This is a genomic window from Rhodococcus sp. 5A-K4 (assembly GCF_046097995.1).
GTDB classification, from domain to species: Bacteria; Actinomycetota; Actinomycetes; order Mycobacteriales; family Mycobacteriaceae; genus Rhodococcus_F; species Rhodococcus_F erythropolis.
Genome location: NZ_JBJURM010000015.1, coordinates 137,570 through 160,011 on the forward strand (window position 1 = coordinate 137,570; position 22,442 = coordinate 160,011).

24 protein-coding genes and 1 pseudogene are annotated in these 22,442 nt (G+C 62.2%); 10 read left to right on the plus strand and 15 right to left on the minus strand.

The features are described from left to right. Window positions 1-8 precede the first annotated feature (8 nt). Together ACKAMS_RS20175 and ACKAMS_RS20180 are read right to left on the minus strand one after the other, a co-directional pair. On the minus strand, window positions 9-1,136 hold the full coding sequence (locus ACKAMS_RS20175) for a transglycosylase family protein (RefSeq protein ID WP_020908607.1): 1,128 nt from the start codon (window positions 1,134-1,136) through the stop codon (window positions 9-11). Between the two features lie 33 nt (window positions 1,137-1,169). Further along, window positions 1,170-2,294 carry a resuscitation-promoting factor gene (locus ACKAMS_RS20180; RefSeq protein WP_019744700.1) on the minus strand — a complete coding sequence of 375 codons (1,125 nt, stop codon included), beginning with the start codon at window positions 2,292-2,294 and terminating at the stop codon, window positions 1,170-1,172. Between the two features lie 236 nt (window positions 2,295-2,530). Between ACKAMS_RS20180 and ACKAMS_RS20185 the strand changes: the two genes are divergently transcribed. Together ACKAMS_RS20185 and ACKAMS_RS20190 are read left to right on the plus strand one after the other, a co-directional pair. Then, window positions 2,531-3,979, plus strand: coding sequence for an amino acid ABC transporter substrate-binding protein/permease (locus ACKAMS_RS20185; protein WP_020908609.1), 1,449 nt, complete (start codon window positions 2,531-2,533; stop codon window positions 3,977-3,979). Further along, window positions 3,976-4,743, plus strand: coding sequence for an amino acid ABC transporter ATP-binding protein (locus tag ACKAMS_RS20190; RefSeq protein ID WP_134999521.1), 768 nt, complete (start codon window positions 3,976-3,978; stop codon window positions 4,741-4,743). The genes ACKAMS_RS20185 and ACKAMS_RS20190 overlap by 4 nt, the downstream gene beginning before the upstream one ends. Window positions 4,744-4,779: 36 nt before the next feature. Here ACKAMS_RS20190 and ACKAMS_RS20195 read toward each other — a convergent pair whose 3' ends face one another. Further along, window positions 4,780-5,205, minus strand: coding sequence for a DUF6578 domain-containing protein (locus ACKAMS_RS20195; protein WP_113683217.1), 426 nt, complete (start codon window positions 5,203-5,205; stop codon window positions 4,780-4,782). Window positions 5,206-5,395: 190 nt separating this feature from the next. Next, window positions 5,396-6,223, minus strand: coding sequence for a TatD family hydrolase (locus tag ACKAMS_RS20200; RefSeq protein ID WP_408989440.1), 828 nt, complete (start codon window positions 6,221-6,223; stop codon window positions 5,396-5,398). Window positions 6,224-6,244: 21 nt separating this feature from the next. On the opposite strand from ACKAMS_RS20200, the gene metG reads away from it, so the two are divergent. Further along, window positions 6,245-7,843 carry a methionine--tRNA ligase gene (gene metG / locus ACKAMS_RS20205; RefSeq protein ID WP_070385507.1) on the plus strand — a complete coding sequence of 533 codons (1,599 nt, stop codon included), beginning with the start codon at window positions 6,245-6,247 and terminating at the stop codon, window positions 7,841-7,843. 81 nt (window positions 7,844-7,924) lie between these two features. Then, window positions 7,925-9,172: a DUF2786 domain-containing protein gene (locus ACKAMS_RS20210; RefSeq protein ID WP_408989441.1), complete on the plus strand. Its 1,248-nt coding sequence runs from the start codon at window positions 7,925-7,927 to the stop codon at window positions 9,170-9,172. On the opposite strand, the gene rsmI is transcribed toward ACKAMS_RS20210, so the two are convergent. Then, on the minus strand, window positions 9,169-9,999 hold the full coding sequence (gene rsmI / locus ACKAMS_RS20215; protein ID WP_019744707.1) for a 16S rRNA (cytidine(1402)-2'-O)-methyltransferase: 831 nt from the start codon (window positions 9,997-9,999) through the stop codon (window positions 9,169-9,171). The two genes, ACKAMS_RS20210 and rsmI, sit on opposite strands and share 4 nt — an antisense overlap. Before the next feature lie 23 nt (window positions 10,000-10,022). On the opposite strand from rsmI, the gene ACKAMS_RS20220 reads away from it, so the two are divergent. Then, window positions 10,023-11,582: a dolichyl-phosphate-mannose--protein mannosyltransferase gene (locus ACKAMS_RS20220; protein WP_024487795.1), complete on the plus strand. Its 1,560-nt coding sequence runs from the start codon at window positions 10,023-10,025 to the stop codon at window positions 11,580-11,582. Between the two features lie 50 nt (window positions 11,583-11,632). Here ACKAMS_RS20220 and ACKAMS_RS20225 read toward each other — a convergent pair whose 3' ends face one another. The 4 genes from ACKAMS_RS20225 to ACKAMS_RS20240 form a co-directional block, all read right to left on the minus strand. Beyond that, the gene (locus ACKAMS_RS20225; RefSeq protein ID WP_019744709.1) at window positions 11,633-13,267 is read right to left on the minus strand and encodes a BCCT family transporter; all 1,635 of its coding nucleotides are present in this window, start codon (window positions 13,265-13,267) and stop codon (window positions 11,633-11,635) included. Between the two features lie 84 nt (window positions 13,268-13,351). After that, window positions 13,352-13,783, minus strand: coding sequence for a DoxX family protein (locus tag ACKAMS_RS20230; protein WP_020908616.1), 432 nt, complete (start codon window positions 13,781-13,783; stop codon window positions 13,352-13,354). Between the two features lie 48 nt (window positions 13,784-13,831). Continuing rightward, window positions 13,832-14,191 (minus strand): GntR family transcriptional regulator, encoded by a 360-nt coding sequence (locus ACKAMS_RS20235; RefSeq protein ID WP_020970329.1) that lies wholly within the window; start codon window positions 14,189-14,191, stop codon window positions 13,832-13,834. A gap of 25 nt (window positions 14,192-14,216) precedes the next feature. Continuing rightward, window positions 14,217-14,900, minus strand: coding sequence for an SDR family oxidoreductase (locus ACKAMS_RS20240; protein ID WP_031330896.1), 684 nt, complete (start codon window positions 14,898-14,900; stop codon window positions 14,217-14,219). A 94-nt stretch (window positions 14,901-14,994) separates the two neighbouring features. On the opposite strand from ACKAMS_RS20240, the gene arsC reads away from it, so the two are divergent. Then, entirely contained in the window at window positions 14,995-15,348 is a 354-nt protein-coding gene (gene arsC, locus ACKAMS_RS20245; protein WP_020970331.1) for an arsenate reductase (glutaredoxin), read from the plus strand. Window positions 15,349-15,358: 10 nt separating this feature from the next. Here the strand turns inward: arsC and arcA are convergent, their stop codons facing one another. Then, entirely contained in the window at window positions 15,359-16,576 is a 1,218-nt protein-coding gene (gene arcA, locus ACKAMS_RS20250; protein WP_408989442.1) for an arginine deiminase, read from the minus strand. 99 nt (window positions 16,577-16,675) lie between these two features. On the opposite strand from arcA, the gene ACKAMS_RS20255 reads away from it, so the two are divergent. Further along, a complete protein-coding gene (locus tag ACKAMS_RS20255; RefSeq protein WP_408989443.1) occupies window positions 16,676-17,164 on the plus strand; it encodes an FABP family protein in 489 nt (162 codons plus the stop codon). 5 nt (window positions 17,165-17,169) lie between these two features. Then, on the plus strand, window positions 17,170-17,649 hold the full coding sequence (gene soxR / locus ACKAMS_RS20260) for a redox-sensitive transcriptional activator SoxR (protein WP_019744715.1): 480 nt from the start codon (window positions 17,170-17,172) through the stop codon (window positions 17,647-17,649). On the opposite strand, the gene ACKAMS_RS20265 is transcribed toward soxR, so the two are convergent. From ACKAMS_RS20265 to ACKAMS_RS20275, 3 genes are all read right to left on the minus strand, one after another. Continuing rightward, a complete protein-coding gene (locus ACKAMS_RS20265) occupies window positions 17,635-18,117 on the minus strand; it encodes a DUF2505 domain-containing protein (protein ID WP_029255916.1) in 483 nt (160 codons plus the stop codon). The genes soxR and ACKAMS_RS20265 overlap by 15 nt on opposite strands. A gap of 48 nt (window positions 18,118-18,165) precedes the next feature. Continuing rightward, window positions 18,166-19,011 (minus strand): SDR family oxidoreductase, encoded by an 846-nt coding sequence (locus tag ACKAMS_RS20270; protein WP_408989444.1) that lies wholly within the window; start codon window positions 19,009-19,011, stop codon window positions 18,166-18,168. Window positions 19,012-19,153: 142 nt separating this feature from the next. Further along, a complete protein-coding gene (locus tag ACKAMS_RS20275; protein ID WP_162267916.1) occupies window positions 19,154-19,297 on the minus strand; it encodes a hypothetical protein in 144 nt (47 codons plus the stop codon). Window positions 19,298-19,789: 492 nt separating this feature from the next. Here ACKAMS_RS20275 and ACKAMS_RS20280 point away from each other — a divergent pair, with 492 nt between their 5' ends. Beyond that, window positions 19,790-20,206 (plus strand): helix-turn-helix domain-containing protein, encoded by a 417-nt coding sequence (locus ACKAMS_RS20280; RefSeq protein ID WP_003946231.1) that lies wholly within the window; start codon window positions 19,790-19,792, stop codon window positions 20,204-20,206. 42 nt (window positions 20,207-20,248) lie between these two features. On the opposite strand, the gene ACKAMS_RS20285 is transcribed toward ACKAMS_RS20280, so the two are convergent. Together ACKAMS_RS20285 and ACKAMS_RS20290 are read right to left on the minus strand one after the other, a co-directional pair. After that, window positions 20,249-21,250, minus strand: a complete 1,002-nt coding sequence (locus ACKAMS_RS20285) for a hypothetical protein (protein WP_092763132.1) — start codon at window positions 21,248-21,250, stop codon at window positions 20,249-20,251. Then, window positions 21,247-21,747: an ImmA/IrrE family metallo-endopeptidase gene (locus ACKAMS_RS20290; RefSeq protein WP_003946241.1), complete on the minus strand. Its 501-nt coding sequence runs from the start codon at window positions 21,745-21,747 to the stop codon at window positions 21,247-21,249. The genes ACKAMS_RS20285 and ACKAMS_RS20290 overlap by 4 nt, the downstream gene beginning before the upstream one ends. A 178-nt stretch (window positions 21,748-21,925) precedes the next feature. Between ACKAMS_RS20290 and ACKAMS_RS20295 the strand changes: the two are divergent. After that, window positions 21,926-22,442: pseudogene (locus ACKAMS_RS20295) on the plus strand (hypothetical protein); the annotation flags it as partial.

Below are 22,442 nucleotides of genomic sequence, written 5' to 3' on the forward strand. Positions count from 1 at the left end.
AGTAGAACTTATCCCAGTCCGAGGCGACCCGAGCACGACGGCCATGCGCCCCAGCCCTGAGTGCGCTGCGTTTGCGTCGCGATCGCGATCTGCTCTTCACGGGTTGCGAGGTCGGCGCGAGGCGCATACTTCAACCCGCCCTGCCGTTCCCACGTGTTCTGGTCGAACTGCACGCCGCCGTAGAAACCGTTGCCGGTGTTGATAGCCCAGTTGCCGGTGGCCTCGCACTGTGCGAGCGCGTCCCACGTCGAACCGTTCTCCACGGGCGGCACCTCGGTGCCCGGCTTCGTTCCCACGCGCACGACCTTCGGCTGCGCCGGTGTGGTGATCGTCTCCGATACCTGTGTACGTCCGGCCTCGACACCGTTGACGAGATTCACGGCGAACGTCACGTCACGCACGCCGGGAACGCCCGGATTCTCGACGATCGTGCGACTCTGGTTCATCGTCGGATCCTCGATGCGCTGATCCGGCGGATCGAGCGGCAAGGTCTCGACTTTGTTCTCGGTGCGGTTGCGCGTCACCGTGACCTCGAGGCCCTCGGTCAGCGGAGCGTCGGCGGCGGGAACCACCGTGTCCGACTGCTCGAGCGGAGTGCCGTTGGCCGTAAGGAACTCGCCCACCGTCGGTGCCGCGATACGCACGTCGGCCGCCGCATTTGCGCCGTCGACCAGTTTTGCGACGACCGGTGTCAAGACGTCGAGCGCGGCGCCGTCGAGCGGGAGACGCTGCGAGCGCGACGCCGACACGTGCACATCCGCTGAGACATCCAACTGCTTGAGCGCGTCGTCGACGGTCAAGGCGGTGGTCCAGAGCTTCTGCGGCTGACCGTCGACCGTCAGCGTGATCTCACGAGCACGACGGAGCACCACGGTGTCGCCGTCGGACAGCGACGCGTCGGCCGCCGGAGCAACCGCGTCCTTGTCACCGATCGGGTAACCCGCGTCCTCGAGAGCGCCGTCGACGTTGGTCGACATGGTGCTCAGGTGAATCTGCTCACCGTCGACGTCGAGGGTGATGGTCTTGTGCCGGACGACGGCCAGAACGCCACCCACGAGAACCGTCAGGAGAAGAGCGGCGATCGCCGAGTACAACAACGGCGACCTGGTCGAGTTGATCTTGGCGAACGGTGACATGGGTTCCTGAGTTCTGTGTGGAGTGTGGGCGCGTCAGCGCAGGCCCAATTTGCTGGTGCAGGACGGCCACGCACCCCAGCCCTGACCGGCGCGGACCTTCTCGCCGATCGCGATCTGCTGTTCACGTGATGCGAGGTCGGCGCGCGCTGCGTACTGACCGCCGCCGAATGCTTCCCAGGTGCTCTGGGTGAACTGAAGTCCTCCGTAGAAACCGTTGCCGGTGTTGATGGCCCAGTTTCCGGTCGCTTCGCACTGAGCAATGGAGTCCCACGTCGACGCGTTGGACACAGCGGGCGCGGAAGTCTGCTTGGTTCCGACCTTCACCACTGCTGCGACCGGTTCCTTGATCACGGTCGCGGACAGTTCGGTTCGTCCGGCCTCGACGCCGTTGACGGTCTTGACCTCGACGGTGGCCGTGCGCTCGCCGGCAACACCCGGGTTTTCGACGACGGTCTTGTCCTTCTCGAGCTCGGGATCTTCGACCTTGTTCTCGGGCGGCGCGATCGGCTGCGTCTCGACGCGAGTGTCCGTGCGGTCGCGGGTGACCTGGATGGTCAGGCCGTTGGTAACGGGTGTGTCAGCGGTGGGAACCACCGAGTCGGCCTGCTCGAGCGGCGCATTCTTGGCCGCGAGAAGATCACCGACGGTTACGGCGGCGAGCTTGATCTCGGCCGCCGGAGCACCACCGTCGCTGACGCTGACGGTCTTCGGGCTGACGACGTCGAGCTCGGTGCGTTCGAGGGGCAGACGATGCGAGCGCGAAGCCGAGACTGCGAAGTCGTCGGAAACATCTACCTGCTTCAGTGCCTCGTCGACCGTCAATGCCGTGGTCCAGATGGTCGTCGGCTGACCGTCCACGGTCAGCGCCAACTCACGGGCACGTCGCAGTACGACGGTATCGCCGTCGGACAGCGAGGAATCGGCGCTCGGAGCGAGCGCGTCCTTGGGATCGACCGGGTATCCGGCGTCCTCGAGAGCGGTACCGACGCTGCTCGACATCGTGGACAGCGAAATCATGTCGCCGTCGACGTCGAGGGTGATCGTCTTGTGCCGAACCACGGCGAGCGCACCTCCGACGATGAGCGTCAGAAGCAACGCACCCACCACTGAATAGAGAAGTGGTGACTTCGTGGAGTTGATCTTGGCAAAAGGCGACACAGGAAATCCCAAGGCAGACGACGTTCGATCACAATACGGTAACGACCGAGCGTTGTATCGGCAACCAAATCACAACGAAATGCGACTTTTGTCACGGAACGGCAACGGCGTGTCGTGTGTTCTGCACTTTCCGGCTCCGATACCCGTGTATCGATTCAGCTCTGGGCGCAGTATGTTCTCGTCTGGTTCAAAGCAGTCCGGCGATCCCGGGCGCGACAGAAGAAAGCTGGGCGATAGTGCGAAGAAGATTCGACAGACCACGTAATGCCAGGTGGCCGATCCTGGCCATCCTGCTGGCGCTGATCGCAGCGCTGTTCGCCCCCGGAATCGCGAGCGCGCAACCCGGTCGCACCTACACGATCGCCACCGATCTGACATTCGCCCCGTTCGAATTCGAGAACGAAGACGGCAAACTCGTCGGCATCGACATCGATCTCCTCAACGCGATCGCCGAGGACCAAGGTTTCAAGGTCGACATCAAGCAGCTCGGCTTCGACGCTGCGCTTCAGGCCGTGCAAGCCGGGCAGGCGGACGGCGTCATCGCCGGCATGTCCATCACCGACGCCCGCAAGCAGGTTTTCGACTTCTCCGACCCGTACTTCGAGTCGGGCGTGCAGATGGCGGTCCTCGAGACCGACAACGACGTGAAGTCGTACGAGGATCTGAAGGGCAAGCGCGTCGCGGTCAAGAACGGCACCGAGGGCGCCAGCTTCGCCGAGTCCATCAAGGACCAATACGGCTTCACCACAGTCTATTTCGCCGACTCCGCCAGCATGTACGACGAGGTCCGCACCGGAAACTCCGTCGCAGTCTTCGACGACTACCCCGTCCTCGCCTACGGCATCACCCAGGGCAACGGCCTCAAGACGGTCACCGAAAAAGAGGTGGGCGCGAGCTACGGCTTCGCAGTCAACAAGGGCCAGAACGCCGAACTGCTCCAGATGTTCAACGCTGGACTGCAGAACCTGCGCGACGACGGCCAGTACGACGAAATCGTCTCGACCTACCTCGGTCAGGGCGCGTCGACGTCGGACAACTCCATCATCGGCTTGATCAAGAGCACCTATCCCCAGCTCCTCAAGGGCCTGTGGTTGACGATCGTTCTCTCGGTCGTCTCGATCGCGATCGCTCTGGTCCTGGGTGCGATCTTCGGTCTCTGCCGCGTGTCCACCAACATGTTCGTCCGAGGTATAGGCACGACCTACGTCGACATCTTCCGCGGCACACCGCTGTTGGTGCAGGCGTTCTTCATCTACTTCGGCATCCCGGCAGCCCTGCATTTCCAGATGTCCGCCTTCACCGCAGGCATCATCACGCTCTCGCTCAACGCCGGTGCGTACATGGCTGAAATCGTCCGCGGCGGCATCTTGTCCGTCGACAAGGGACAGATGGAGGCGTCACGAAGCCTGGGCATCAGCTACATGAAGTCGATGCGAAAAGTCATCATGCCGCAGGCAATTCGCACGATGATCCCGTCGTACATCAACCAGTTCGTCATCACCCTCAAGGACACGTCGATCCTGTCGGTCATCGGACTCGCCGAGCTCACTCAGACGGGGCGCATCATCATCGCGCGCAACTTCCAGTCGTTCAACATGTGGCTGATCATCGGCGTCATGTACTTCATCATCATCATGGCGCTCACCAAGCTGTCGAACCGCCTCGAGAAGAGGATCAACAAGTGACCGAAACAGCCGTCAACATGGGCAAGTCCGACACCGAGGTCAAGATTTCGGTCAAGGGACTGAAGAAGTCGTTCGGCGACAACGAGGTCCTCAAAGGCCTCGACGTCGACATCAAGAGCGGTGAAGTGGTCTGCGTCATCGGGCCTTCCGGTTCGGGTAAGTCCACCTTCCTGCGCTGCCTCAACCGCCTCGAAGACATCACCGCCGGCTCCGTGCGCGTCGACCAGTTCGACCTCACGAACAAGGACGTCGACATCGACAAGGTGCGCCAGCACATCGGGATGGTGTTCCAGCACTTCAACCTGTTCCCACACATGAGCGTCGTCGAAAACGTGATGCTCGCCCCGGTGCAGACCGGGCGATCGACCAAGGATCAGGCTCGCGAGATCGCCGTCAAACTGCTGGGCCAGGTCGGTCTCGCGGAGAAGGCAGATGCCAAGCCCGCCAGCCTGTCCGGTGGGCAGAAGCAACGTGTGGCCATTGCCCGCGCACTGGCGATGAGCCCGGACATCATGCTCTTCGACGAGGCCACCAGCGCCCTCGACCCCGAAATGGTGGGTGAGGTTCTGCAGGTGCTGCGCGACCTCGCCAAGCAGGGCATGACCATGGTCGTCGTGACCCACGAGATGGGCTTCGCCCGTGAGGTTTCCGACCGAGTCATCTTCATGGCCGACGGATACATCGTCGAAGAAGGTAAGCCGGAGAGTCTGTTCGGCAACCCCCAGCAGCAGCGCACCCAGGACTTCCTGGCGAAAGTTCTCTAGGGGCAAGCCCCCTGTGCGCCTTTTTGGTAGTGGGGACTACCGGAAAGGCGCACGGGTGGTGGCCAATTCGACAACCAGCCCGGTCTCGATCCGATTCTGCGGCTCGAAGTCGAAGTCGCCGAACCTTCGGAACCACCGAGGACTGGCCTCGACCCTTCGATAGTTCTCACTACCTGCGACGGGCAACCACATGCGTGGACTTCCGACCTCTGCGTAGGTCGTCGTCACCACGAGAATCCCGAGCACCACACCCGTGGTCACGACTCCAGACGCCGGCATCCCGCCGTGAACCCAACCGTCGAACGCGTCGTCCTGCGATCGCGGTGCCAATGTCCACGAGCATGATTCACCGACCACCGGAAACGGCCCGCAGCACTCGACTTCGACCGCGTCGACATGAACGCTGACGATCTGGACCGAAGAGTCGACCGGCGTCGGCTCAGCGAAGCTGTGCGCCTTCATTCCCTCCCGGGATTCGAGAAATTCGCCGCGCTCGAGCCGGATCGCGAGGACTGCTCGGCTGTGTGTTCGACGTCGTCGGGATAGACGTCGGAGGGATAGATGGAGTCATTCATCTGAAATACCCCGCGCAGTAGACGGACCGGGACACGACGATCCCGGGCGCGGAGTTACCTGTCGAACCAGAATAGCGTCAGATCTTGTAGACGCGCTCCGCTGTCGCCGTGGACGCCGCTGCCAGGGCCTGCGGATCCTCGCCGCGGATGTCTGCGAGTGCGCGCACTGTGTACGGCAGGCAGTACGACTCGTTGGGCGCCCCGCGGAACGGGTGCGGCGTCAAGAACGGCGCATCCGTTTCGACGATCAGTTGATCCGACGGCACCAACAGCGCGGCCTCACGCAGCGCCTTCGCATTCTTGAAACTCACGGTTCCCGAAAAACTGAGCACATACCCGGCGTCGATGCATGCCCGCGCCATCTCCGAATCCGAGGAGAAGCAGTGGAACACCACTGTCTCCGGCGCGCCTTCCTCGTGCAGCACCCGCAGCAGATCCTGATCGGCTTCGCGATTGTGAATCATCAGCGTCTTACCGAGACGCTTCGCCAGATCGATGTGCCACCGGAAACCGTCGACCTGCTCCTCGATCGTGGCGCACCCTTCGAGCTTGCCTGGCCAGTAGAGATCCAGCCCGGTCTCCCCCACCGCGACGACCCGCGGATCGGACGCCAACCGTTCGATCTCGGCCCTGGTGTCGGCATCCAGGACGTTCGCCCTGGTCGGATGGATTGCGACGGCTGCGTAAACCCTCGAATCCCAGTTCGCAGCGTCGACGGCAAAGCGTGCAGCATCGAGGTCGTCGGCCACCGTGACGACCCGTCCGACGCCGACGGCCTCGGCTCGATCGACTATTTCGGCCACGGTCGCAGCGTCGTGTGCGCCGCACGCGTCGAGGTGCGTATGGGCGTCGATCAGAGGCGACAAGGGCTCAGGGGCATCGGGGGCGGGACGGTCTTTGCTCACGCCCGATAGAGTAAGCCCACCATGACTGTGCCTGCCTCACCCTCCCAGACCCCGCGCCCGGACTCCGCCGCCCCGGAAGGCGCGGAACGATCGCCGTTCTACATCACGACAGCGATCGCGTATCCCAACGGCGCTCCGCACATCGGCCACGCGTACGAGTACATCTCCTCGGACGCGCTTGCCCGCTTCAAGCGTTTGGACGGTCATGAAGTGTTCTTCATGACCGGTACCGACGAGCACGGTCTGAAGATGCAGCAGACAGCGATCAAAGAGGGCATCGACGTACGCGAACTCGCGGCTCGCAACTCCGACGTGTTCCAGAACCTCGACAAGGTCCTGAACGTCTCGTACGACCGGTTCATCCGCACCACGGACGCTGATCACCAGGTCGCCAGCAAGGCGATCTGGGAGAAGATGGCCGCATCGGGCGACATCTACCTCGACACGTACTCGGGTTGGTACTCGGTTCGGGACGAGGCCTTCTACACCGAAGCCGAGACCACGCTTCTGGAGGACGGCACCCGTCAGTCCACCGAGACCGGCACCCCGGTGGAGTGGACCGAGGAGTCGAACTACACCTTCCGTCTCTCGGCGTACGGGGAGCGTCTCCTCGCGCTGTATGAAGAGCACCCCGAATTCATCGCCCCCACGACTCGCCGCAACGAGATCGTCAGCTTCGTCAAGGGCGGCCTCAAGGACATCTCGATCTCGCGCACCACGTTCGACTGGGGCGTCAAGGTGCCGGGCGACCCGGACCACGTCATGTACGTCTGGGTAGACGCCCTCACCAACTACCTGACGGGCGTCGGATACCCGAACGTCGATTCGGAGGAGTTCAAGAAGTTCTGGCCCGCGAGCCTGCACATCATCGGCAAGGACATCACGCGGTTCCACACCGTGTACTGGCCGGCATTCCTCATGTCTGCCGGCATCGAACTGCCGGAGCGGGTGTTCGTCCACGGCTTCTTGTACAACAAGGGCGAGAAGATGTCGAAGTCCGTCGGCAACGTCGTCGACCCCATCGCGATGGTCGATCAGTACGGCCTCGACGCGGTCCGCTTCTTCTTGCTCCGCGAGATCTCGTACGGTCAGGACGGCAGCTACAGTCACGAAGCGATCGTGACGCGCATGAACGCTGATCTCTCGAACGAACTCGGCAATCTCGCGCAGCGTTCGCTGACGATGGTCGCGAAGAACTGCGACGCCCAGGTACCCACCCCCGGTGAGTTCACCGAGGACGACCTGGCGATGCTGGCATCGGCGGATGCCCTGCTCGCCAAGTGCCGCAGCGAGTTCGACGTGCAGGCTCTACACCTCGCGCTGGAAGCCATCTGGGGCGTGCTCGGCGAGACCAACCGGTACTTCTCCAAGCAGGAACCGTGGGTTCTGCGTAAGACCGATCCGGCACGTATGGCGACGGTTCTGTACGTGACGCTCGAAGTGGTCCGTATCGTCGGGCTTCTCGTTCAGCCGGTGATGCCCGACGCGGCGTCACGTATCCTCGATCTGCTCGGCCAGAGCGAAGAGAACCGACAGTTCGCCGACATCGCGGTTCGCATCGACGCGAACCGGAAACTGCCTGCTCCGGCGCCAGTTTTCCCCCGCTTCGTCGAGGAATGAGCTAAGCGAGAGTGCCTCACGTGGGGTCCGAGATATCCGGTTACAGGCGGATGTGTCGGACCCCACGTGCACACTCCAGCCATGACGACGAATAGAACATACATTCGAACCAGCGCTTCGGCGCAGACACTGCCATGGAACGGAGCGCGGGTGTCCACTCAGGAGGTCAGCCCTCAATCCGTTTCCGCGGTGCGAGATCTCGTTTCCGAACTGTCCGCGGCGTACGACCGCGGATGGCAGCCGGCGGATCTGATTCATCTGGCGCGTCGAAGCAAAGAACCGTCCGACGCCGATCTCGCCGCCACCACCATCCTGTTCGATGCGAAAGCGTCGCGCGCCTCCGATCGCGCACCGCTCGAATGGGTGGGGCAGTTGCAGACGATCGGCGAACAGTATCCGAAGTCTCGGCACATCGCTTCTCGAATCACCGTGGACGACGACGTTTTTCGCTCCCTCGCCGCCGGCCTTCTGTTCCAGGATCCCTACTTCCTTGTTTCGCAAATCGTCGACGTCGCGCGATCGTGGATGCGCCTACCTCAGTGGACGGTGTTGCTCGCGCCACCATCCACCTGGCCGTCGCAACGGACCGACACCACCTATGCCGGCGTCGGTGATACCGAGGTCGACTCCAAGGTACTCAAGCGAATTCGTGGATTACTCGCCAAAGCGGAAGCCACCAACTTCGCGGAAGAAGCCGAGATTTTCACCGCGAAGGCTCAGGAGTTGATGACCCGGTACGCCATCGATTCCGCGCTGCTCCACTCTCGCGCCGGGGTCACCGACACATCCGTGAATGCCCGACGCATTCACATCGAGAACCCGTACGTGAAGGAAAAGGTTCACCTCCTGACCGAGATCGGCGAATCGAATCGAGTCAGGACTGTCTGGTTCAGCGACATTGCACTCGCGACCGTCGTCGGCACTCCGGTCGACCTTCAGCAAGTCGACATGCTGTTCACTTCCTTGCTCGTACAGGCAACCCGTGCAATGCAATTCGCCGACTCGAGCAATCGTGGCGGCTCACGCACCACCTCGTTCCGCAAGGGATTCCTGGCCGGGTTCGCCAGCCGCATCGGACACCGCCTGCGTGACGCCGGCACCAAAGCCACCGCCGAAGCGGCCGACGCGGCATCGATGGACGTCGCGGATCTTCTGCCGATCCTGGCCACCACTTCCGAGGCCGTCGACGCCGAATTCGATCGATTGTTCCCGACAACCCGCAAAACTCGCGGACGGTCCGTCGACGCCGAAGGCTGGCACGCCGGCCAGGCCGCAGCCGACGACGCCAACCTGCGTCCCGGCGCACCCGCCGTGAACCGCTCCCGCTAGTCCTTTCGAGCGGCCAGGACCGTCTCGTACAACTCACGCTTGGAGACTCCGGCCGTTGCGACCAGAGCACACGCGTCCTTCAATCGTGCTCCCCCCTCGACCAGCCTTTCCACCTCGTCGACCAGATCGGCAGGATCAGATGCCACCAGCACTGCGCCTTCGAGCACCACCGTGATCTCTCCGCGAACGCCCTCGGCCGCCCAAGTAGCTAACTCTCCGAGAGTGCCGCGCTTCACTTCCTCGTAGGTCTTGGTCAATTCCCGGCACACGGCCGCGCGGCGATCGGGCCCGAGAACTTCCACAGCATCTGCGAGGCAGTCGGCAAGGCGATGGGGTGCTTCGAAGAACACACACGCTCGCTGCTCGGTTGCCAGGGCCGAAAGCCAGGTCTTGCGCTGCCCCTGCTTTCGCGGCGGGAATCCGTCGAAGCAGAACCGCTCCACCGGCAAACCCGAGAGTGCCAGCGCCGTCGTGACCGCCGACGGGCCCGGGAGACACGTGACGGCGAGGTTCTCGGCTACGCAGGCGGCAACGAGGCGATATCCGGGGTCACTGACAGACGGCATGCCTGCATCGGTGACCAGCAGGACGGTCTTGCCTTCGGCCACGTCGGCGACCAACGCGGGCAGCCGCGAAATCTCGACCTGGTCGTAGAAACTGACGATCTTCCCGGTGATGGTGACGTCGAGCGCGGACGCCAGAGACTTGGTGCGTCGTGTGTCCTCCGCAGCGACGACGTCGGCGGTTGCGAGAGCAGACCGAAGACGCGGGGACGCGTCACCGACATCTCCCATGGGTGTTGCGGCGAGTACCAAACGACCAGTCATACCTGACAGCCTACGATTGCCAGGTGACTGTGCAGACGGACGAGCGGCCAACGCCCGCCACGAGCGATCGGGTAGTGCGTAGTCCCGGCCCGCTGGTACCGGATCCTGATTTCGGCCCGACCGACAGATTGCGCGGCTGGATCGTCACCGCTTTCATCACCGCCATCGCGGCGATCACCCGCTTCACGATGCTCGCCTACCCGACCGACGCCGGCACACCTGTATTCGACGAGAAGCACTACGTTCCGCAGGGCTGGCAAGTTCTGACCGGCGGTGGCATCGAGGACAATCCCGGTTACGGATTGGTGGTGCACCCGCCGATCGGTAAGCAGATGATCGCGATCGGCGAAGCACTCTTCGGTTACAACGGTTGGGGGTGGCGATTCTCGTCAGCCCTGGTCGGGACGCTGATGGTCCTGCTGATCATCCGGATCGTCCGCCGCATGACGCGGTCCACGCTGATCGGGGCGATTGCCGGAATCCTGCTCATCGTGGACGGCGTCACCTTCGTCTCCTCACGCCTCGGGATGCTCGACATCTTCCTGGCATTCTTCGTCCTTGCGGCGCTCGGATGCCTGGTGGTCGATCGCGACCAAGTCCGCGAACGAATGGCGAAGGTATACGAGGAAGGTCGAATCGGCGATTCCGCCTGGGGTCCACGGCTGGGTTTCCGGTGGTGGCGGTTCGGCGCCGGTATCCTGCTCGGTCTGGCATGCGGAACCAAGTGGTCCGGCATGTACTTCATTCTGTTCTTCGGATTGCTCAGTGTTGCCTTCGACCTGTCAGCGCGCCGCGCATACCGCGTGCAGCGCCCCTGGGTCGGCACCGCAGTTCGCGACATCGGTCCAGCTCTGTATGCGCTGGTGGTCATTCCGCTCGGTGTGTACCTCGCGAGCTACTGGGCCTGGTTCACCAGCGAGACCGGCGTGGACCGTCACGCCGTCGGTAACGAGATCGGTGAGGGCGGCACGTGGAGCTTCATTCCCTCCGCACTGCGTTCACTCTGGTACTACAGCGGAAACGTTCTCCAGTTCCATGCCGGTCTGACCAACTCCGCCGGAAACCACCACCCGTGGGAGTCGAAACCGTGGACGTGGCCGATGGGGCTACGACCGATGCTCTACTACTACGCCGACGGCGAGCAGGTCACCGGTTGCGGGGCCGCCAGCTGCGTCAAGGCCGTGATGCTGATCGGCACACCGGCGATGTGGTGGCTGGCACTACCGATGTTGGCGTGGGCGATCTGGCAGACGTTCGTGCGCAGGGACTGGCGATATGCCGTGGTCCTGACGGGCTACGGCGCCGCTTACCTTCCGTGGTTCGCGACGCTCGACCGCCAGATGTACTACTTCTACGCAGTTGCACTCGCCCCGTTCATGGTCATGGGATTTGCGCTGGTCCTCGGCGATGTTCTGGGCAAGGCGAGCGCGTCCGTCGAGCGTCGTACCACCGGACTTCTTGCGGTCAGTCTGTACATCGGTCTGGTCGTGGCCAACTTCGTCTACCTCTGGCCGATACTCACCGCCATGCCGATCACGCCGGAATCGTGGCAAAACCATCTGTGGCTGCCTAGCTGGAAATAGAGAGACGAAGGAGGCACCGAACCTGGTTCGGTGCCTCCTTCGCTTCACGATTACTCTGTCGGCTTACCGACGCGACGTCCCCGCCTCGGGCGTAGGAGAGCACGTTTCTGCTCCTTCGCCGCAATGATGATCGGGTCGTGCGAAAGATCCTTGTACAGCGAGAAGCACAGTCCTATCATGACCAGCACGAACGGCGCCGCAGCGATGATCGTCATGGTCTGCAAGCCGTCGAGCGCTTCGGAGCCACCGGTCCACAGCAGAAGCGCCGCGACGCCACCGGTCAACATGCCCCAGAAGACCACAACCCAGCGACTCGGTTCGAGCGTTCCGCGCTGCGAGAGCGTCCCCATCACCATCGACGCTGCGTCTGCGCCGGAAACGAAGAACACTGCCACGAGCAGCATGACGAGGACAGTCGTCACTCCGGCCAACGGCAGATTGTCGAGCATGCCGAACAGTTGAGCCTCTTCCGAGCCTCGGCCGGACAAGCCGATTCCGTCACGTTCCTCGCCGATGCCTGCGCCGCCGAAGATCGCGAACCAGAGCAAGCTGACAGTCGTGGGAACGGCGATGACGCCGACGATGAACTGGCGGATCGTGCGGCCGCGGCTGATGCGTGCCAGGAACATGCCGACGAACGGCGTCCAAGACACCCACCATGCCCAGTAGAAGATCGTCCACGACGAAAGCCACGCGCCCGTTTCAGGATTCGACGATGCACCCGTGCGGGCGGACATCTGGGCGAGGTCGGAAACGTATGCGCCAATGGTCGTCGGGAGCAGATTGAGAATCAGCACGGTCGGCCCGAGAACGAACACGAACAGCGCCAAGATCAGCGCGAGCACCATGTTGATGTTGGAGAGCCACTGAATTCCCTTGGCCACACCGGAAACTGCCGAAGCGACGAATGCCAGGGTCAGCACCGCAACGATGGCCACGAGCAGGAATACGCCGGCTTCTTCCATCCAGCCGACTACCTCGAAACCGGAGCCGATCTGAAGTGCGCCGAGCCCCAAAGATGCTGCGGTACCAAAAAGTGTGGCAAAGATCGCCAGGATGTCGATGACCTTGCCGATCGGCCCTTCGGCCTTGCGACCGAGCAACGGAATGAAGGCCGAACTGAACAGTTGCTTGCGTCCTCGGCGATACGACCCGTATGCAATGGCAAGGCCCACAACGGCATACATCGCCCAAGGATGAAGACCCCAGTGAAACATGGTGGTGGCCATGGCAGTTCCGACGCCACCGTCGGTGCCGGGAGGCGGAGTCACGTAGTGCGCAAGCGGTTCCGCGACACCGAAGAACATCAGGCCGATCCCCATGCCGGCGCTGAACATCATCGCGATCCAGCTGACGGTTCGGAACTCGGGCTTCTCACCGTCCTTGCCCAGCGGAATGTCGCCGAATCGACTGACCGCGAGGTAGATGGAAAACAGCACGAAAGCCGAAGCTGCGAGTACGAAGAGCCAGCCGATGTTCGTCACCAACCAGCCGAGAACACTTCCGGTTACCGAATCGAGGTTGTCGGGAGCTACGAGGCCCCACACGACAATAGCCAGCACCGCGGCAGCCGCCACGGAAAACACCACGTAGTCGGTCCGAACGCCTACTCGAGTAAAGCCCGTCTCCGGGCGCTCTTCGTTGGCCCCGGAATCTTGTTCGGATCGATCAGATTTCGTCACCATAGATGACTACGTTCGTCACTTTATGGGCCAAAAGCAAGCCGGAAGGCGGGCTCAACGTCCGTTGAACCCGCCTTCTCACCCCGATCAAGCTGGGGTTTTAACCCAACCGTTGCCCTTGCCGATCAATCCGTCGATGCTGATGCGTCCTGCGCCGATCACAGCGATCAAGAGCGATCCGACACCGAGTGCGACGACGAGTTCGTAGCCACCGTTGTCGATGAAGACACCCTTGTCCGCGTGCACGATGAAGAACGCGCCGACCATGTCGAGGAACAGCAGCGCGCCGACGAGCGGGGTCAACAGACCCGCGATGAGCAGGATTCCGCCGCCGAGTTCGATGGATGCAGCCACAACCGCAGAAATCTTGGGGAGCGGGGCGCCCATCCCTTCGAACGCGGCCTGCGTTCCGGCGATCTTGTAGGTGAAGAACTTCTGCCAACCGTGGGCGATGAAGATGATCCCGAGGCCGACACGGGCGATGAGGAGTCCGAGGTCACGAGCAATCGACGAATTCATGAGCCAAGACTGACAGCTTTAAGTTGAAGCGTCAACTTAAACATTGTGTCATGCACCTCTCAATGCCGACTCCACCATGGCGACGATCTCACTGTCGGAGTACCCGAGCGAGCGGACCCTATGCGCAAACGCGGTCGCCGCCTGCTCGGCCTGCGCCTGCACCGGATCGGTCCCCGAAGCGATGAATGTCCCTTGCTTTCCCCTCGTTTCGATGACGCCCTGATCGCTGAGCGCGCGATAAGCCTTCGCGACGGTGTTGGCCGCCAATCCCAGCTCCGAGGCCAACGCTCGCACCGTCGGGATCTTGGTTCCCGCGATCAATCCGCCGCCGTGAACCTGCTCGATAATCTGTTGCCGCAGTTGGTCGTACGGAGCTGTGGAGGAATCGTGTTCGATTGCGATCTTCATCGTCACCCTCGTCGTATCTTCTCGGTCACAGGCCCTCGATCGCCTCGCGGATCGTATGCGGGCCGGAGGTCAGAACCAATGTCTTGCCGACGCTGGACGGCGCATCGATGAGCGCTTCGACGACGGCGGCGACATCGGCTCGAGGCACAGAGCCTCGATCGACGGGCGGCTGCGCAAGCAATACTTCACCGGTGGGGTCGTCGTCCGTCAGAAGTCCTGGCCGAAGAATCGTCCAATCCAGCGAAGACCTTGTCTTCAGGTCTTCCTCCGCTGCCGTCTTCGCCCGCAGGTAGGCGGCAAAAACCTCGTCGGTGTTCTCCGGTATTTCGTCACCAGCACCCATGGCGCTGATCTGAATGAACCGACGTACTCCCGCTTTCTCGGCGGCATCGGCCAACAGCACCGCCGCAGCTCGGTCGACGGAGTCCTTGCGCTCGATCGAGCTACCAGGTCCGGCGCCCGCGGCGAAGACCGCGACGTCGGCACCGTCGAGTACCTTCGCAACTTCCTCGACCGAGGAGGATTCCAGATCGATCACCACGGGGAACGCGCCGAGTGTGCGGACCGCACCCTCGTGCGCGGAGTTGCGGATCAGCGCTACCGGCCGATCACCATGTCCTGCCAGCAGGTACGTCAGGTGCTGCGCGATCTTGCCGTGCCCACCGGCAATGACCACGCGTCGTTCGTCCACACTTCGATGTTCCGTCATCGTTTTCTCCTCACACGTCGGTACTTCAAGTGCAGCACTCCGGAGCGGCCCGTTGTTCCCCTGTTTGTCCCACGAGTTCGGACGCAGAGGCAGAATGACGAACATGGCATCTGCAACCATCTTCCACAATCAACGGTGCAACACCTCGCGGACCGTTCTCGGGCTCATCCGGGAAGCCGGCATCGAACCCACCATCGTCAAGTACCTCGATACTCCGCCTACCCGATCCGAGCTGGAAAAACTCATCGCCGACGCCGGCCTCGAGCCCAGTCAAGCGGTTCGCAAGCGCGAAACGCAGTACAAGGACCTCGGACTCGCCGACGCTTCCGAATCCGAGATCCTCGACGCGATGATCGAGCACCCAATTCTGATCGAACGCCCATTCGTCGTCACTGACAAGGGCACGGTGCTCGCGCGTCCGGCAGCCAAGGTGGAAGAGATTCTCTGACGTCCACCGCTCACAGCGGATCGCGGGCGATCGGGCAGGACATGCAGCGAGGTCCACCGCGACCGGAGCCCAGTTCGGAACCCGCGATTCGCAAAACCTCGATACCCGAGGCCTCCAGCCTGGCATTCGTTTCGACGTTGCGCTCGTAAGCGACGACGACGCCCGGTTCGACGGCCAACGTGTTGTTGCCGTCGTCCCATTGCTCACGCTCGGCAGTGACCGTGTCGAGTCCGGTGTCGATCACTCGAAGTTTTCCGATTCCCATGGCGTCGGCTGCCGCTTCGAGGAACGGCGTCGCACCGCGAATACTCACCCCGTCGTCTTCCTTGCAAAGGGTGAACGCTGCCAATGTGTCCTGAATGGCCGGATACATGACGACCGCGTCGGCCTCGACCATGGTGCAGACCGTGTCGAGATGCATCGACGCTCGGCGTTGCTCGATCGGAACAACCAACACCGTGTGGGCGAGACCGTCGTCGAACACGCTACGCGCCAATGCTTCTGCGCCGGCGGGTGACGTACGTTCACCGACACCGATCGCGATCACCCCCGGCGCGAGAAGCAGCACGTCACCTCCCTCGACAGGAGCCGTGTGCGACTCGTACGCGCGGCGCACGCCTCTGAATCGAGGGTGATGCGCGTAGACGAGATCCGTGATCGAGGATTCGCGAGCTCGCGCTGACAACGCCAAGGACGTGATGATGACCCGTGGCCCGACCCAGAACGACGAATCGCGGGTGAAGAGCAAGTTGGGCAGCGGGTCGATCACGAAGTCACCGCCGTGATGCATCCTGCGCACCAACGAGGTCGAGCCGGCGTCGATCGGCAGCTCGTCGAACGTCATTCCGGCAGTAAGGATCGACGACAGCTCCTTCGGGTCTACCTTTCGCAGGTACGCAGCCAGGTGTTGCCCGAGCGCGTGGCCGATCTTGCGTGCGTCGACGGCGGCCGCGATTCCCTGGATCCTCGCTGCGCCACTGACCTCGAGCGCCTCGGTGAGGAGATCGGACAAAAGCAGTACCTCGACGCCGCGCTCACGAAGGACGGTCGCAAACTGATCGTGTTCTTCCTGCGCGCGGTCCACCCACGGCAACGCGTCGAAGAGCAGCTCGTCGTTGTTGCGCGGAGTCAATCGTTTCAACTCGTCGCCCGGACGATGAAGAATGACCGATCGCAATCGGCCCACCTCGGAATCGACACCGAGGGGGACGGAGCCAGAAGCGTTCATGAGTGAACACTAATCCCGTAGGCCCCACCCAGCAGGGATGAGCAGCTGCCATATCTTCCCGCGTAACGTCTGATCCGACGCAGGCGAGAGGACCACGCAATGAGTAGCACGGATCAGGCGGCGCTGGGCGGCGCCGGAATCGACAGGTTCACCGGGCGCTGGGTCGGCGCTGGAGCCGGACATTTCCCCACCATCGACGACTTCGAGTACTCCGAGGAGATCGAGTTCGCTCCGACTCCGAAACCGTTTGTCACCTACTCGTCGCGCACTCGAGGGCTCCCCGACGGCCGACCACTTCACAAGGAATCGGGATACCTGCGCCCGACACCTGGTGGTGAGCTCGAACTGCTGGTCAGCCAGCCCACCGGTTTTGTCGAGATCCATCGCGGCACCGTCGACTCCGAAGGCACTCTCGCCTTGACCCGTCTCACGCTCGCAGCATCGCCCGACGCAAAACCGGTTCACGACGTCCGGCGAGTCATGCGCGTCCAAGGCGACACCCTGACCTACGACTTGTGGATGGCGCACGGCGACACCCCGCTGACGCATCATCTCCACGCCACCCTCCACCGGGCGACGGACCGGTAGTCGCCATGGAGATGCCGTCGTGGAAAGCCAAGGAACTTACGCCCGGCCAGCTCTCCGAGCGCAGCGGTGTCGCCGTCTCGGCCCTGCATTTCTACGAACGAGAAGGCCTCATCGTCAGTCGCCGGACCAGCGGCAACCAGCGTCGATACCAACGAGACACGCTTCGACGCGTCGCCTTCATCCGAATCTCGCAACGCGTCGGCATTCCACTGTCGGAAATCCGGGAAGCCCTCGGCACACTTCCTGAAGGCCGTACCCCGAACCGCGCAGATTGGGAACGGTTGTCGACCGGATGGCGGCGCCACCTCGATCTCCGCATCGAGCAACTGGAACGACTACGCGACAATCTCACCGGTTGCATAGGTTGCGGGTGTCTCTCACTGGAGGGATGCGCCCTCGCAAACCCTCACGATCAACTCGCTGCCGCTGGCCCAGGTGCACGCGTTCTGGAGGTGGATTTCGGCGCCGACTCAGGCGAGAAATGACTCGACAGCGTCCCGATCGCGCCCCAGCAAGTCCTCGACGGTCTTCTTCAGCAACTTCTCGATCTGGCCGCCGATGATCGGCATCTTCACTTCGGCCGTTCCGTCGACGACCAGTCGCGTGCAGGACTCGGCGGCGGTGAGGTCCAGCGTCGTCTCGATTCGTATCGGCAGTCCGTGCGCGATTCCGGTGACCGACCCTGCGGCCTTCCCGTCAGACAGAGGCCCCCAGTGGTCGACCCGTGTCAGACCCAGTCGACTCGGCGCAACCTTGGCGACCAGGGTCGGGAGGGAGGCGGAGTCGATTTCCTCGGACACGGATACTTCGATCGATCCGTCTCCAACTTCGATGTCCGAGGTGGCATAAAGGTCTCCGAGTCGGACTTTCCAATAACTCGGGTCAGTCAAAGTTCGATGCACGTCGTCGATCGGATATTTGAATTCGATATCGAAGTGAAAACTCTTCGGCATGACTTTGGTCCCTATTCGACTAGATAAAAGTCCCGTCGGAGTTAATGCTCATCGCTTGAGCAATTTACTGAACTGGTCGTTCGCTTTTTGCATCACGAACTCGTAAGGCGGGGCGAATTTGCGGGCCCACCAGTATCCGAATCGAATGTCATTGGACGTATACACGAGGTACGTGTTCTTCTCGATTCCCCGCAGAATGCACGAGGCCACCTTCTCCGGGGAGACCGCGCGCTTCTCGAACCGGTGCGTGAGCTTTTTGACCCGCGGGTCATCCCGGTCGATACCCGCGATCTCCACGGTTCCCACCAAAGGCGTCTTCACCCCACCAGGCACAACCAGACTGACGCCGATTCCGTGCCGCTTCAGATCGAATCGCAGCACCTCGGAGACCCCGCGAAGGCCGAACTTGCTCGCACTGTAAGCGGCATGCCACGGCAGTGCCAAGAGCCCAGCGGCCGAAGACACATTGACCAGGTGCCCACCCTTGCCGGCGCGGATCATGGGCGGAACGAACGTCTCCATGACATGGATCGGTCCCATCAGGTTGACGTCAACCATCGACTTCCAGTGCCGATGCTCGAGGTTCTCGATAGTTCCCCACGCTGAAATGCCGGCGATATTCATGACGACATCCATCGGAGAGAATTGAGTGTGAATCTCGGTACCGAATTTCACGACCTCGTCGTAATCCGAGATATCGAGTGCCTTGGCCAAACTGACCGTGCCGCCTCCGGCACCAACCATTGCGGCAGTCTCGTGCAATCCACGGTCGTTGATATCAGTGAGAAACAATTCGGCTCCGGCCTCGGATGCCCGCAGTGCAGTTGCGCGTCCTATCCCACTACCAGCGCCGGTGATCAGGCATTTCTTACCCTCGAGCGACCTTACTGACATGGATCGACACTCCCCCGCACTCGTACTGTGGACATGCGGGAAAGTCTACGCACGCGTTGTGCGGCCGCCCCGAAACACGCATTGCGGCCGTGAGCATGCCAGAACCCACGACCTCGGCGGCAGTCGCCGAACCCACCGACAGCTACAGACGCTGAGCCATCTGCTCTTGATAGCCCCTGACCGTACGGTCGAGTTCTTCCGCCGCTACATCGTCCCCACGCTTGCGTGCGTCGTGGGCTCGATCCTGGATTTCACGGATCGCGCGGCGCAGTTCGTCATCACTCATCGTGTGTTTCATATCACAATTCTGCACCTACGCAGGGGGTTTAGCTAGCGCAGATTGCATTCCGGCAAACCGTTCAAGGTTCAACCCCGAAGTGATTCGAGCAACATCGCGAACAGTCGCCATAATTGCAACCGCATCACTCCACACCGTCACTGAACTGCGGTTTTCCTTTCGGAACACATATGAAAAACCAGGCTAACGCTTAGCTAATATCGCCAAAACGGGTAAAAGGTTTGATACTGGGCACATTAACCAAGTAATGGAAGGTTCGAATAGCGCGACCGTAGCTGCACAATCTTCGTGCGGCCGATACTCAATGTGCGCTGAGACATAGCTGAGCACTCAATGGCCGAACGAATCGAATCTCGGACACATTTGACAACTGGTCCACTAAACAGACTACGGTGAGCTACCGATCGGTTATCCGCGTGATACCGTAGGATTCACTGAACGGACAATTGCTAGCTAGAGAGGATTACGGGGCGGTTCACAATGGCTGACTTTGCAGAACGATTGAACAAACTGTTCGACAGTGTTCATCCTCCGGGGCGCAAACCCCACACCAACGCCGAGGTTGCGGCAGCGCTCATCGAAGACGGCCATCAGATCTCCAAGCCGTACATCTCGCAGCTCCGCTCGGGACAGCGCACCAACCCCTCGGACGAGACAGTCGCTGCGTTCGCCCGGTTCTTCAAGGTGAAGCCCGACTACTTCTTCAACGACATCTACGCTGCCAAGATCGATCACGACCTCGAACTGCTCTCGCAGCTCCAAGGTTACGGCCTTCGCCGCCTCTCGAGCCGCGCATTCGACCTGTCGGAAGAATCGCAGAATCTGCTCACCACGATGGCTGAAAAGCTGCGTGCGAGTGAGGGTTTGCCAGAGGTTCCGCCCGACGCGTCACGCTGATGCAAATGTGCTGAAGCACTGAATTGACATGGAGTAGGTCGACTACGAACGTCGACCTACTTTTGTCGTTTCATCGAGTTCCTTCGCCAACAGTAGGACCCATCGGCGCGCCGACATCCGCTCCGGCGGCGCAATCCATCTGGTGTCCAACACATCCGAGGCCAATGGATCCGCGATCCACCCCGCAAGTATTCCTGCATGGGCGGTAACTGCCCGGGGCGGTTCCTGACCACCGACGTCGAACATCCCGGCGCCGGACTGTATGTACATCGCATCCATGATCTGAGCGATCATGTCCGATGCCCGGAGTACTGACGTACTTCCGGCACTGTCCGCGTCGACAACCTCGGGGAATCGCTTGACGAGAAGCGCGTGCATCCGCCGCAGCCGGTACAGATCTCGTCGGGCACGTAACCAGGTCTCGAGAAGCACCCACGTGATGCCGAGCGCTATCAGAACACTCGAGGCAGCGATGAACCACACCCCTGCGCCCGTCCAGATATCCGATTCGAGTGCGCTGGTGCCACCGATCGATTCGACCAGCATCACGACGACCACGACAAGCAAGACCGACGAACCTGTCACGATCAATGCGATTCCGCGCCCCAACGGCGCCCAGGCAACGTGCCGTAGCCCCGTCGAAATGACAAGGGACAGAGCGACGATGATAAAGATCAGAGCCGGCGCTGGGTATCCGAAGAAAACCGCGATCGCCACCAGCAGCCCCACCGAGTACAGCACCGTGGCGAGACCGCGCATGGCTGGACGCGACATCACCGGCCAGGCAGACACGGCGCCGACTGCGCTGGCCGCAGACAACGCGGTCCACAAGACGATGACGATCATCGCTGCGGCATGTTGCTCCGGCGCAATTCGATCGACGATGTCCCACACCGCCGGCACCATGACCGTCGACGACAATGCGACCGAGAAGCCTGCGAAGACCATCGACATTCGCAACGGCGTCGCGGTGCGCGCGACAACTCGACCCAGTCTCGCGCCGGCTGCAACCCAGACGAGAAGGGCCACAGCCCAAAAGATCATCCGATCGCCTCGTCGTACCGCAACACCGACAGCGGTGTCCCACGGCCACTCATCGTTCGCAGACGCATGATCAACATCGACGCGAACGTCTCGGCTTCCCACTCCGCGATGTCATCCATCGGCACGGGTTCGTTGCGCCGCAGAGAACGTTGACTCAACATGTATGCAATCAAATCGTCACTGACCTCGAGCGTCGCCTCGGCGATCTCGGCACCTTCGTGACGAAACACTATGTGCCCCAACTCATGTGCCAGAGTCCGCTCGACATTGGGTAGTCCGGGAGCCAAAACGATGACGTCGTGGTCGTCGTAGGCCCGGCGCTGACCGCACACTCCGGTGGCGAGCGGGGTTTCCAGATCGATCTCGATCGGGCGCCCACGCTCGCGGGCGACTGTCTGTACCACCGTAAGCAGTGACACAGCCTCCGACGACGCTGCTGCGTCACATACGGCATCCACCGCGGCCAGAACGCGGCGATGTGAACGTCTGTCCGGCACGACTCACGCACCTCCCTGTGATCCGGGTGCCAGGAATTCGGCACGTGCGGCAGCCAAACGTGCCTTCTGCAACGATGCTCCGCGAAAAGTCATTGCTCCCGCACCCGCCGCTACGACTGCCATTCCGCCCACACCGCCTGCGACGGCGGCAGCGTTGAGAATCGGCGGAAGGCCTTGAGTGAACGCCGTCGGGAATGCCTGCGGGTTCTCACTGGGACTCGCGACGTTCGGAGCGTTCGACGGTACCTGGGGAGCTACGGGTGCCGGTGCGGCCAGAACCTCGGGCGCGGACGGTGCTGCGACTGCGCCCGGCGCAGCGTTCGCCGGTCCACCGGCAGAGGGTGCAGCTGCTCCGCCGCCCGCTGACGGCCCCTGCGGATCAGACGGTCCAGCCGGCGGAACCGCGGCCTCCGAGGATGGCTCGGAACTCGACTGCGACTCGGAAGGGGACTGCGTCGTCTCGGAGGCTGCTTCGCTAGATGAACTCTCAGTCTGCGAAGTTGCGTTGGTCGCAGGGGAAGCGCTGCTGCTCGGACGTTGCGACGCCGAAGGGTTGGTCGAGGCCTCAGTTGTCGTGGGCTCAGCCGTCGTCGTGGTCGGCTCAGTCGTCGTGGTCGGCTCAGTCGTCGTGGTCGGCTCAGTCGTCGTGGGCTCAGTCGTCGTGGGCTCAGTCGTCGTCGTGGGCTCAGTCGTCG